The 12,176-nt window shown below is 59.2% G+C and carries 11 protein-coding genes; 10 read left to right on the top strand and 1 reads right to left on the bottom strand.

Features of this window, described 5'->3' with window-relative positions; translation table 11 throughout:
* Positions 1 to 51: 51 nt before the first annotated feature.
* Positions 52 to 1,125, bottom strand: coding sequence for a tRNA epoxyqueuosine(34) reductase QueG (gene queG, locus TU86_RS11565; RefSeq protein ID WP_048364448.1), 1,074 nt, complete (start codon positions 1,123 to 1,125; stop codon positions 52 to 54).
* 62 nt (positions 1,126 to 1,187) lie between these two features.
* Here queG and TU86_RS11560 point away from each other — a divergent pair, with 62 nt between their 5' ends.
* The 10 genes from TU86_RS11560 (at position 1,188) to TU86_RS11515 (ending at position 12,150) form a co-directional block, all read left to right on the top strand.
* The gene (locus tag TU86_RS11560; protein ID WP_048364447.1) at positions 1,188 to 2,048 is read left to right on the top strand and encodes an NAD(P)H-hydrate dehydratase; all 861 of its coding nucleotides are present in this window, start codon (positions 1,188 to 1,190) and stop codon (positions 2,046 to 2,048) included.
* Complete coding sequence (gene tsaE, locus TU86_RS11555) at positions 2,036 to 2,506, top strand: tRNA (adenosine(37)-N6)-threonylcarbamoyltransferase complex ATPase subunit type 1 TsaE (protein WP_048364446.1); 471 nt, start codon at positions 2,036 to 2,038, stop codon at positions 2,504 to 2,506. Before TU86_RS11560 ends, tsaE begins: the two co-directional genes overlap by 13 nt.
* Positions 2,507 to 2,508: 2 nt before the next feature.
* Entirely contained in the window at positions 2,509 to 3,933 is a 1,425-nt protein-coding gene (locus TU86_RS11550; protein ID WP_203303091.1) for an N-acetylmuramoyl-L-alanine amidase, read from the top strand.
* Positions 3,930 to 5,843: a DNA mismatch repair endonuclease MutL gene (mutL, locus tag TU86_RS11545; RefSeq protein WP_048364445.1), complete on the top strand. Its 1,914-nt coding sequence runs from the start codon at positions 3,930 to 3,932 to the stop codon at positions 5,841 to 5,843. Before TU86_RS11550 ends, mutL begins: the two co-directional genes overlap by 4 nt.
* A complete protein-coding gene (gene miaA, locus TU86_RS11540; RefSeq protein WP_048364444.1) occupies positions 5,843 to 6,823 on the top strand; it encodes a tRNA (adenosine(37)-N6)-dimethylallyltransferase MiaA in 981 nt (326 codons plus the stop codon). The genes mutL and miaA overlap by 1 nt, the downstream gene beginning before the upstream one ends.
* A 90-nt stretch (positions 6,824 to 6,913) precedes the next feature.
* Positions 6,914 to 7,174, top strand: coding sequence for an RNA chaperone Hfq (hfq, locus tag TU86_RS11535; protein WP_047273123.1), 261 nt, complete (start codon positions 6,914 to 6,916; stop codon positions 7,172 to 7,174).
* 12 nt (positions 7,175 to 7,186) lie between these two features.
* Positions 7,187 to 8,488 (top strand): ribosome rescue GTPase HflX, encoded by a 1,302-nt coding sequence (gene hflX / locus TU86_RS11530; RefSeq protein WP_048364443.1) that lies wholly within the window; start codon positions 7,187 to 7,189, stop codon positions 8,486 to 8,488.
* A 96-nt stretch (positions 8,489 to 8,584) separates the two neighbouring features.
* Entirely contained in the window at positions 8,585 to 9,766 is a 1,182-nt protein-coding gene (hflK, locus tag TU86_RS11525) for an FtsH protease activity modulator HflK (protein WP_048364442.1), read from the top strand.
* Positions 9,766 to 10,638 carry a protease modulator HflC gene (gene hflC, locus TU86_RS11520; protein ID WP_048364441.1) on the top strand — a complete coding sequence of 291 codons (873 nt, stop codon included), beginning with the start codon at positions 9,766 to 9,768 and terminating at the stop codon, positions 10,636 to 10,638. Before hflK ends, hflC begins: the two co-directional genes overlap by 1 nt.
* Before the next feature lie 324 nt (positions 10,639 to 10,962).
* On the top strand, positions 10,963 to 12,150 hold the full coding sequence (locus TU86_RS11515; protein ID WP_048364440.1) for an ATP phosphoribosyltransferase regulatory subunit: 1,188 nt from the start codon (positions 10,963 to 10,965) through the stop codon (positions 12,148 to 12,150).
* Positions 12,151 to 12,176: the final 26 nt, after the last annotated feature.

The raw sequence follows: 12,176 nt of genomic DNA, 5'->3' as shown, positions 1-12,176 counted from the left end.
GTCAATCAGCCCCTCACCCTCTGGGAGAGGGTTGGGGTGAGGGTAGGCGGCTTACCCGGATACTCGCTGAGCATGCTGCTCAAGCGCCCATGCCACATGTTCCTGCACCAGCTCTGAGGGGTACTCACGTCGTGCTTTTAGCGCTTCCAGCACCGGAATGCTCGACGGGGCATTGCCCAGGCCCACGGCCAGGTTACGTAACCAGCGCTCATAGCCCGCTCGACGCAACGGCGACCCTTCGGTACTGCTCAGGAACGTGTCTTCGTCCCACATAAACAGTTCGGCCAGCTCGGCGTTGTCCAGATTGTGCCGTGGTTTGAAGTCGCCTTCGCCCGTGGTGCGGGCAAAACGGTTCCACGGGCACACGATCTGGCAGTCATCGCAGCCAAACACCCGATTGCCGATCATTGAGCGCAGTTCCACCGGGATCGCACTTTTAAGCTCGATGGTCAGGTACGAAATGCAGCGACGCGCATCCAGCACATAGGGCCCCACGAAGGCATTGGTCGGGCAAATATCCAGGCACGCGGTGCAACGCCCGCAGTGCTCGGTGTCATGGGGCGGGTCTTCGGGCAGCGGCAAGTCGACAAAGAGTTCGCTCAAAAAGAAGTAACTGCCTGCTTTGCGATTGAGGACTAAGGTGTTCTTGCCGATCCAGCCTAAACCTGCCTTTTGCGCGATGGCCTTTTCCAGCACCGGAGCGCTGTCGACAAACGCCCGGAACCCAAACGGGCCGATCTCGGCCTGAATACGGTCCGCCAGTTGCTGCACGCGTTTGCGGATCAGCTTGTGATAATCGCGGCCCAGCGCATAACGCGACACGTAGGCTTTTTCGGGTTGTGCCAGGAGTTGCGCCATGTGCGTGTCGCCGGGCAGGTAGTCCATGCGCAGCGAGACCACGCGCAACGTGCCGGGTACCAGCTCTTCAGGATGCGAACGTTTGCTGCCGTGGGCGCCCATGTATTCCATTTCGCCGTGGTAGCCCGCCGCGAGCCAGCGTTCGAGATGTTGCTCGTGTTCTCCCAGGTCGAGGCCAGCAATGGCGACTTGTTGAAAGCCCAGCTCGCGGCCCCATTCCTTGATGGATTGAGCGAGAACGGGAAGGTCGACAGTATTAGCAGGCATGAGGCAAGGGAAACCGGAGCTGAGATGCGTATAATTCTGCCAGACATCGGAGCCCGACACGTATGCCGCAGACCAAACACCCGTTACCCGAACCTCATGTCCTGCGCGCAGAGACACTGGCGCGCCTGCCTGCGCGTGCGCCAGACGCTCACAAAGGCCAGTTTGGGCATGTGCTGCTGATTGGCGGCGATCGGGGTTTTGGCGGCTCGATCATGTTGAGCGCTCAAGCCGCATTACGCTGTGGCGCCGGGCTGGTGTCACTGGCCACGCGCCCAGAGCACGTGCCTGGCGCCTTGACCCGCTTGCCTGAAGTCATGACGTTGGGTGTGGCGTCTGCCAATCAACTGATGGGCGTGTTGGCCCACGCGTCGGTGTTGGTGGTTGGTCCCGGTTTGGGGCAGGCTCCGTGGGGTCGCAGTCTGTTTTCTGCGGCGGCGCAGGCAAAAATCCTACAGGTTTGGGATGCTGATGCGCTGAATCTGTTGTCCAACGCTGGCCTTGAGTTGGCTCGCGGCTCGGTAATCACCCCGCACCCCGGCGAAGCCGCCCGGTTGCTGGGCATCAGCACCGAGCAGGTGCAGGCCGATCGCCCCGCTGCGGCGCGGGCTCTGGTTAAAAAATACTCAGTTGTCTGCGTCCTTAAAGGGGCGGGCAGTTTGATTGCCGGGGTCGATGGCGAGTTGGCCATCTGCAACCACGGGCATCCGGCGATGGCCACCGCCGGGCTAGGTGATGTGTTGGCGGGCGTGCTTGGCGCGCTGCTGGCACAAGGCATGCGCGCGTTTGATGCGGCATGCCTGGCGGTGTGGCTACATGCCCGCGCCGGTGAGCAACAAGGCATTCTGGGCCGTGGGCTGGCGGCCAGTGATTTGATACCAGCCATTCGTCAGTTGTTGGAGGAACACGCACCGTGCACGAAATAACACTGCCACTGGCCGATGAAGAGGCAATGACCGCCTTTGGCGCACGTTTGGCCACCGTCACCCAAGGCCACGGCCTGATTTTTCTGGATGGCAACCTCGGGATGGGCAAAACCACCTTGTCGCGCGGCTTGATTCGCGGGCTTGGGCACACCGGGGCGGTAAAAAGTCCGACCTTCACGTTGGTCGAACCGTACGAGATTGGCGATATACGCGCGTTCCATTTCGACCTGTACCGCTTGGTCGATCCCGAAGAACTGGAGTACATGGGTATTCGTGACTACTTTGATGAAGACGCCCTGTGTCTGATCGAGTGGCCCGAAAAGGGTGCAGGCTTTTTGCCAAAGCCCGACCTGACCATTACCATTACCCCGCATAACACCGGGCGTTTGCTGAAGCTGACGCCCCAAGGTTCTCGTGGCGAGTCTTGGTGTGCCGCTTTGGCACCGGAAAACAAATAATGATGGGGTTTGGTATGCGCTTTCGCGCGTTAGTCAGTGTGGTGGGTGTGTTGCTCAGTGTCATGGCCGTCAATGCCGTGGCCGCGACCCAGGTAAAAAGCGTGCGTTTGTGGCGTGCTCCGGACAACACCCGTTTGGTGTTTGACCTCACAGGTCCCGTGCAGCACAGCGTATTCACCCTGACGTCGCCAGATCGCCTGGTGATTGATATCAACGGTGCAACCCTGGCAGGCGCGTTGAACGTGCCGATGGCCAACACGCCGATCACCAGCTTGCGTTCTGCGCAACGCACGCCCACCGATTTGCGCGTGGTTATCGACCTGAAAAAACCGGTGACCCCGAAGAGCTTTGTGCTGGCGCCGAACGCGCAGTACGGCAATCGCCTTGTGGTCGACCTGTATGACCAGGGCGTTGATCTGGCGCCAAGCCTGCCCGCGACCAACGTGGCAAAAGTCCCGGTGGTGCCGGTCACCCCGGCGCAGCCTGATGTGAAACTGCCGCCGATCCCGAGTGGCAAGCGCAGCGTGGTCGTGGTAATTGACGCCGGCCACGGTGGTGAAGACCCCGGTGCATCCGGCTCTGCGGGCCAGCGTGAAAAAGACGTGGTGCTGGCGATTGCCAAAGAGCTGCAACGCCAAATCAACGGCATGAAAGGCTTTAAAGCTGAGCTGACCCGTACAGGCGACTACTTTATTCCGTTGCGCGGTCGTACCGAAATCGCCCGTAAAAAGGGCGCCGACCTGTTTGTGTCGATCCACGCTGACGCGGCACCGTCCAAGGCGGCTTTTGGTGCCTCGGTGTTTGCGTTGTCTGAACGCGGCGCAACCTCTGAAACAGCGCGTTGGCTGGCGGACAGTGAAAACCGTTCTGACTTGATCGGCGGTGCCGGCAACGTCAGCCTCGATGACAAGGACCGCATGCTGGCGGGTGTGCTGCTCGACCTGTCGATGACCGCGTCGCTGACCTCAAGCCTGAACGTGGGCCAAAAAGTGCTGACCAACATCGGCCGCGTCACCCCGCTGCATAAGCAGCGCGTAGAGCAAGCCGGGTTTATGGTGCTGAAATCGCCGGACATCCCGTCGATTCTGGTCGAAACCGGGTTTATCTCTAACGCCAACGAAGCGTCGAAACTGGCTTCCTCCAACCACCAGCAGGCGCTGGCGCGTTCGATCAGCAGCGGCGTGCGTCAGTTCTTCCAGCAGAATCCGCCACCGGGCACTTACATCGCCTGGTTGCGCGACACCGGCAAAATTGCCCAGGGCGCGCGCGAACACCGCGTGCTACCCGGTGAAACGCTGGCCATGATTGCCGTGCGTTATCAAGTGGGCGTGGCGACGTTGCGCTCCAGCAACAGCCTGAAAAGCGATGAGTTGAAAATCGGCCAGACCCTCAACATTCCGGCCAGTGAGTTGGTGTCCAAGCAATGAGTGACGGTGAGTTGAACGCCAATACGCGCATTGAACTGCTCAGCCCGCGCCTGGCTAACCAGATTGCAGCAGGCGAAGTGGTTGAGCGTCCGGCCTCGGTGATTAAAGAGTTGCTGGAAAACAGCCTCGACTCGGGCGCCAAGCGTATTGATGTGGACGTGGAGCAGGCGGGCATCAAATTGTTGCGCGTGCGCGACGATGGTAGCGGTATCTCAAGTGACGACTTGCCGCTCGCGCTGGCGCGTCACGCCACCAGCAAGATCCGTGATCTTGAAGACCTTGAGCGGGTGATGAGCCTCGGTTTTCGCGGAGAAGCGCTGGCCTCCATCAGTTCGGTGGCACGCCTGACCCTGACCTCGCGCACCCGTGGCGCCGATCAGGCCTGGCAGGTCGAAACTGAGGGTCGCGACATGGCGCCCAGGGTTCAGCCTGCCGCACACCCGGTCGGGACCTCGGTGGAAGTGCGCGACCTGTTTTTCAACACCCCGGCGCGGCGCAAGTTTCTCAAAACCGAAAAAACTGAATTCGATCACCTGCAAGAAGTGATCAAGCGTTTGGCGCTGGCGCGTTTCGACGTGGCGTTCAACCTGCGCCACAACGGCAAAACCATCCTCAACCTGCATGAAGCGCGTGACGACACCGCTCGCGCCCGGCGCGTGGCGGCGGTGTGCGGCTCGGCCTTTTTGGAGCAGGCGCTGCCGATTGAGGTTGAACGCAACGGCCTGCATTTGTGGGGTTGGGTCGGCTTGCCGACGTTCTCGCGCAGCCAGGCCGACTTGCAGTACTTCTATGTGAACGGCCGTGCCGTGCGCGACAAGCTGGTGGCGCATGCGGTGCGTCAGGCTTACCGCGACGTGCTGTTCAACGGTCGGCATCCGACGTTTGTGCTGTTTTTTGAAGTCGACCCTGCGGTGGTCGACGTCAACGTTCACCCGACCAAGCACGAAGTGCGTTTTCGTGACGGACGCATGGTGCATGACTTTTTGTACGGCACCTTGCACCGCGCGCTGGGTGATGTGCGCCCCGAAGACCAGTTGGCCGCCCCGGCGCCTGTGCCGGGGGCCGAGCGTGCGACCGGTCTGGATGCGGGTGAGTTTGGCCCACAAGGCGAAATGCGCCTGGCCGCCCATGCGCTGGAACAGCAGCAAGCCGCGCCGACGCCGCACGTTGCCGGTTCAGGTGCGGGGGCGGGTTATCAGTATCAATATCGCCCTCAGCCTTCAGCTCCTGCCGTGCCTGCCGAAGAAGCCCGCAATGCCTACCGCGAATTCTTTGCACCGTTGCCTGAGGCCAATGCCGCGCCGCTACCGGACGGGCAGGGTGATATCCCGCCGTTAGGCTTTGCGCTGGCGCAGCTCAAGGGCATTTATATCCTTGCGGAGAACGCCCAAGGGCTGGTGCTGGTTGATATGCACGCCGCGCACGAGCGCATCATGTACGAGCGGCTGAAAATCGCTATGGCCAGTGAAGGGCTGAGCGGGCAGCCATTGTTGGTGCCGGAGTCGATTGCGGTCAGTCAGCGTGAAGCCGACTGTGCCGAAGAGCACGCCGAGTGGTTCCAGCGCCTGGGCTTCGAGTTGCAACGCCTTGGCCCGGAAACCCTGGCCATCCGCCAAATCCCGGCGTTGCTCAAGCAGGCCGAAGCGCAGCGTCTGGTGCACGACGTGCTGGCTGATCTGATGGAATACGGCACCAGTGACCGGATTCAGGCCCACCTCAACGAGTTGCTTGGGACCATGGCGTGCCACGGTGCCATTCGGGCCAACCGCCGCTTGGCGATCCCTGAAATGAACGGCTTGTTGCGTGACATGGAAAACACCGAGCGCAGTGGTCAGTGCAATCATGGTCGTCCCACCTGGACCCAAATGGGTCTGGACGACTTGGACAAACTCTTTTTGCGCGGTCGCTGATGACAGGTTCCAACGCTTTACCCCCCGCCATTTTTTTGATGGGTCCCACGGCTGCCGGCAAAACCGACTTGGCCATTGAGCTGAGCAAGGTATTGCCGTGTGAGCTGATCAGCGTCGATTCGGCGCTGGTCTATCGCGGCATGGACATTGGCACCGCCAAGCCCTCGCGCGACATTTTGGCTAAACATCCGCACCAGTTGATCGACATTCTCGACCCGGCTCAAAGCTATTCGGCAGCAGACTTTCGTACCGATGCACTCAAGGCGATGGCCGAGATCACCGCGCGCGGCAATATTCCGCTGCTGGTGGGCGGCACCATGTTGTATTACAAGGCCCTGACTGACGGTCTGGCTGACATGCCCGCCGCCGATCCAGAGGTGCGGGCGCAGCTTGAAGAAGAGGCTCAGCGCCTGGGCTGGCAAGCCTTGCACGAGCAGTTGGCAGCGATTGATCCCGAGTCGGCCGCGCGCATTCACCCCAACGATCCGCAGCGTTTGACGCGGGCGCTGGAGGTTTATCGGGTCAGCGGTTTGAGCATGACGGCCCATCGCTTGAAACAATCTGAACAATCTACTAAAGCAGCGGCTTCAGGCTCCAGTCAATTGCCCTATACTGTCGCGAATCTGGCCATCGCCCCGGCGAATCGTCAGGTACTGCATGAGCGAATTGCACAAAGATTCGGGCAAATGCTGGAACAGGGGTTCATTGATGAGGTCCTAGCCCTGCGGACTAGAAGTGACCTTCATGCGGGGTTGCCGTCTATACGTGCAGTGGGCTATCGACAAGTCTGGGACTACCTTGACGGCAAGCTGTCACAGGCCGAGATGAAGGAGCGCGGCATCATTGCCACGCGCCAATTGGCCAAGCGACAGTTCACCTGGTTGCGCGGTTGGGATGACCTGCATTGGCTTGACAGTCTGGCCTGCGACAATCTGCCACGAGCCTTGAAATACCTGGGATCGGTCTCCATATTGAGCTGAGTCTCCAGAAATGCCGTCTATCCTATGGGTGTGGCGTCATCAACCCTCTACATTTTGTTTCTATTTTTTATCCTTACAGGAGTGCGGCATATGTCAAAAGGGCATTCGCTACAAGACCCTTACTTGAATACTTTGCGTAAAGAGAAGGTTGGCGTTTCCATCTACCTAGTCAACGGGATCAAGCTGCAGGGGACTATCGAGTCTTTCGACCAGTTCGTGATTCTGCTGAAAAACACCGTAAGCCAAATGGTTTACAAACACGCTATCTCGACAGTCGTTCCTGTACGTCCAATTCGTCTGCCAAGCGCAGCAGAATCGGAACAGGCAGACGCTGAACCAGGTAACGCTTGATAGGAGTCTGCTTTGTTCTTTGAGCGCCACGGTGGTGGTGAGCGAGCGATCCTCGTTCACTTGGAAGGTCAGGACCCTGAGGCGCGCGAAGATCCGCAGGAGTTCCAGGAGTTAGCTGTATCGGCCGGCGCCGAGACCGTCGCGTTTTTTAACGTGCCGCGTCATCGGCCATCGGCCAAGTACTTGATTGGCACTGGCAAGGTCGAAGAGTTACGCGACCTGGCCAAGGCCGAGAAAGTCGACATCGTGATTTTCAATCACGTCCTCACGCCCAGTCAGGAGCGAAACCTCGAACGTGTTTTCGAGTGTCGCGTGCTTGACCGTACCGGGCTGATTCTCGACATCTTTGCTCAACGCGCCCGTACCCATGAAGGCAAGCTCCAGGTCGAATTGGCCCAGCTTGACCACATGAGCACGCGTCTTGTGCGCGGCTGGACCCACCTTGAGCGTCAAGGCGGTGGCATTGGTAGTCGTGGCCCGGGTGAAACCCAGCTCGAAACCGACCGTCGCCTGCTGCGTGTGCGCATGAGCCAGATCAAGGCCCGTCTGAAAAAAGTCCGCAGTCAACGCGAGCAGTCACGTAGAGGGCGCCAACGCGCCGACATTCCTACGGTGTCGCTGGTGGGCTATACCAACGCCGGGAAATCCACGCTGTTCAATGCGGTCACCGGCTCTGAAGTGTTCGCCGCTGACCAATTGTTCGCCACGCTTGACCCCACTTTGCGCCGTCTTGATCTGGCCGACCTGGGGCCCATCGTACTGGCCGACACCGTGGGCTTTATTCGTCACTTGCCGCACAAGCTAGTTGAGGCTTTCCGGTCTACGCTCGAAGAGTCGAGCAATTCGGACTTGTTGCTGCATGTGATTGATGCACACGAACCGGAGCGCATGGCGCAGATCGAACAGGTGATGGTGGTTTTGGGCGAGATTGGCGCTCAGGACTTGCCGATCCTTGAGGTCTACAACAAAATCGATTTGCTTGAAGCGGTTGAGCCGCAGATCCAGCGTGATGCCGATGGCAAACCGCAGCGGGTCTGGTTGTCGGCCCGTGACGGTGCAGGGCTGGAGCTGCTGGAACAGGCCATCGCCGAGTTGTTGGGCAACGATTTGTTCGTCGCCACCTTGCGCTTGCCGCAGCGATTTGCTCGACTGCGTGCGCAATTCTTCGAATTGGGTGCAGTGCAAAAAGAAGCACATGACGATGAAGGGGTCTGCCTGCTGGATGTTCGCCTGCCGCGAGCCGAGCTTAATCGCCTGGTCAGCCGCGAAGGGTTGGAGCCAGCAGCGTTCATCGAAGAACACACTTTGCAATAAAAGCCTCGCAAAGCGGTCGTGCCGCTGTGATAGGCATTCTGTAGCATTGGTCGGCGCGCCGTGGGCGCGTCTTTGCTTTATCAGATGGAGAGCGCTATGGCTTGGAATGAGCCGGGTGGCAACTCGAATAATCAAGATCCTTGGGGTGGCAAACGCCCTAAAAATGGCGACCGCAAGGGACCACCAGATCTCGACGAGGCCTTCCGAAAGCTGCAGGAAAGCCTGAATGGGTTGTTCGGTGGTGGGAAAAAACGTACAGGCGGTAGCGATGGCGGCTCAAGCGGCGGCAAAAGCGCCGGCTTTGGCGTGCTGGGCATCGTACTGGTCGTCATGGCAGCCGTCTGGCTGTACAGCGCGGTTTATGTAGTCGACGAGCAGGAGCAAGCCGTTGTGCTGCGCCTGGGCAAGTACTACGACACTGTGGGGCCGGGCCTGAACATTTATTTCCCGCCGTTCGACAAAAAGTACATGGAAAACGTGACGCGTGAGCGTGCGTACACCAAGCAGGGCCAGATGCTGACTGAAGACGAAAACATCGTCGAAGTGCCGCTGACCGTGCAGTACAAGATCAGCAACCTGCGCGACTTCGTGCTCAACGTTGATCAACCGGAAATCAGTCTGCAACAGGCTACAGACAGCGCCTTGCGTCACGTCGTGGGTTCGACCTCGATGGACAAAGTGCTGACCGAAGGCCGTGAGCAGATGGCTGTAGAAATCAAGGAGCGTCTGCAACGCTTCCTCGATACCTACAAGACCGGTATCACCGTAACGCAGGTCAACGTACAGAACGCAGCTGCACCGCGTGAAGTGCAGGAAGCCTTTGACGACGTGATTCGCGCCCGTGAAGACGAGCAGCGTGCCCGCAACCAGGCAGAAAGCTACGCCAATGGCGTGGTGCCGGAAGCGCGCGGTCAGGCTCAGCGCATCATCGAAGATGCCAACGGCTACCGTGACGAAGTGGTTTCGCGTGCCAAGGGTGAGGCTGACCGCTTTACCAAACTGGTTGCCGAGTACCGCAAAGCACCTGAAGTTACCCGTGATCGTCTGTACCTGGACACCCTGCAAGAAGTCTTCAGCAATACCAGCAAGGTACTCGTGACCGGTAACAAAAACGGCCAGAGCAACCTGCTTTATCTGCCGTTGGACAAAATGATTGAAGGCCGTAATGGCAGCACCCCGGCAACGGGTTCGGCCGCCGCAGCGAGCACCAACAACGATGCTGCTTCGCATGTCAGCACCGATCAGGCGCAACAGCCGCGTACCAGGGAGAGCCGCTGATGAGCAATAAATCGCTGATCGCCCTTATTGTCGGCGTTGTCGTGGCAGTGGTTGCCTGGAACAGCTTCTACATCGTTTCGCAAACCGAACGCGCAGTCATGTTGCGTTTCGGCCGTGTGGTTCAGGCGGATGTCCAACCGGGCCTGCACGTGAAAATTCCTTACGTTAACCAGGTGCGCAAGTTTGACGCCCGCCTGATGACGCTGGATGCGCCGACGCAGCGTTTTCTGACGCTGGAAAAGAAAGCTGTGATGGTTGATGCCTTCGCCAAGTGGCGCGTGAAAGATGCCGAGCGCTTCTACACCGCCACTTCGGGTATGAAGCAGATTGCTGACGAGCGTTTGTCGCGTCGTCTGGAATCCGGCCTGCGCGACCAGTTCGGTAAGCGCACCCTGCACGAAGTGGTGTCGGGTGAGCGTGATGCATTGATGGCTGACATCACCGCATCGCTGAACAAAATGGCTGAAAAAGAGCTGGGCATCGAAGTGGTCGACGTTCGCGTCAAGGCCATCGACTTGCCAAAAGAAGTAAACCGCAGCGTTTTCGAACGCATGAGCACCGAGCGTGAGCGTGAAGCACGTGAGCACCGGGCCAAAGGTAACGAGCTGGCAGAAGGCATTCGTGCTGACGCCGACCGTCAACGTCGTGTTCTGCTGGCTGAGGCGTATCGTCAGTCTGAAGAAGCACGCGGTGATGGTGACGCTCAAGCTGCCGCGATTTACTCCAAGGCTTATGGCCAGGACCAGGAGTTCTACAAGTTCTATCGCAGCCTGCGTGCTTACCGCGAAAGCTTTGCGAACAAGAGCGATGTACTGGTGCTGGACCCAAGCAGCGACTTCTTCCGTTACCTGGAAAAGTCCAAGCCGCAATAACCCTGTAGGTGCGAGCTCGCTCGCTCCCACAGTGCGTATCAAATGCATGTATTCACTCCGCCGGGCGGGCAAATGGCCTGGCGGGGTGATCCTTTTAGAAAACGTGTGTATGATGCGGCAGCCGGGAAATTCCCGGCTTTTTTGCGTCTGCATGTTTGATTGCCCGATCGGCTGGTACAGCGTCGGCAGATTTTTCGAGGAATGTGCTGTGTGAGCCTTTTCGTTTAGGGCTTTTTTGCTGCGCGCGTTCAAGACGCAGCCACGTTCTGCTTTACTCAAGGCTCGCCTGCTGGCTGGCCGCCCGGATCATAGGGGAATGGCGTAATGGCAACGGTAGACCGCTGGCTCTTGCCAGATGGCATCGAAGAAGTACTTCCACCTGAAGCCGCTCGCATCGAAGTGGCGCGCCGTCAGGTGTTGGATCTGTTCCAGAGCTGGGGCTATGAGTTCGTCGTCACCCCGCATATCGAATACCTGGAATCCCTGTTGACCGGGGCTGGTCAGGACCTCGATCTGCGGACCTTCAAGGTGATTGACCCGCAAACGGGTCGCCAGATGGGTTTTCGTGCAGACATCACGCCGCAAGTGGCGCGCATCGATGCGCATACCTTGCGGCGCGCTGGCCCAAGCCGCTTGTGCTATGCCGGCAGCGTGCTGCATGCACAGCCTCGCGGTTTGTCTTCCTCGCGCAGCCCGATCCAGTTGGGTGCCGAGTTGTATGGCGATGCGAGCCCGAGCAGCGATGTTGAAGTCATCAGCCTGATGCTGGCTATGCTGCAACTGGCTGACGTCCCGGATGTCCACATGGACCTGGGGCATGTCGGTATTTATCGTGGGTTGGCCCGTGCGGCCAACCTGTCGGTTGAAGTAGAACAACAATTGTTCGACGCTCTGCAACGCAAAGCGATCGACGAAGTAACGGCCTTGACCCAAGGCTTGCCCGCTGATTTGGCTGGCATGCTGCAGGCGCTGGTTGATTTGTGTGGCGGCCACGACGTTCTGGTTGCTGCGCGTGAGCGTCTGGCCAAGGCTCCGGCCCCTGTGTTGGCTGCTCTGGACGACTTGTTGGCAATTGCCGAGCGGTTGTCTGTGCGTTTCCCGCAGTTGCCGCTGTACTTTGACCTGGGTGAGTTGCGTGGGTATCACTACCACACAGGTGTGGTGTTTGCGGTTTTTGTACCGGGCGTTGGGGATTCCATCGCTCAGGGCGGTCGTTATGACGACATTGGTGCTGTGTTCGGGCGTGCCCGGCCGGCAACCGGCTTTTCGACCGATTTGAAAACCCTGGTGACCCTGGGGCGGGCGCAGGTCGAGTTGCCGTCTGGCGGTATCTGGATGCCTGACAGCACGGATGCGGCACTCTGGCAGCAGGTTTGCCAGCTTCGCAGTGAAGGTCAGCGTGTGGTTCAGGCGTTGCCTGGGCAACAGCAGGTTGGCGCCCATGAGGCAGACTGCGACCGCCAATTGATTCAGCAGAACGGCTTGTGGCAAGTAGTGCCGCTGGCTTCTTGAGTTTTCCTGCCGGCGACAGCCGGCAC

Origin of the sequence: Pseudomonas weihenstephanensis (assembly GCF_001043055.1) — a bacterium.
Lineage (GTDB): Bacteria > Pseudomonadota > Gammaproteobacteria > Pseudomonadales > Pseudomonadaceae > Aquipseudomonas > Aquipseudomonas weihenstephanensis.
Note: the sequence above shows the minus strand (reverse complement) of the source record. Positions and strands in the feature narration are given on the sequence as shown.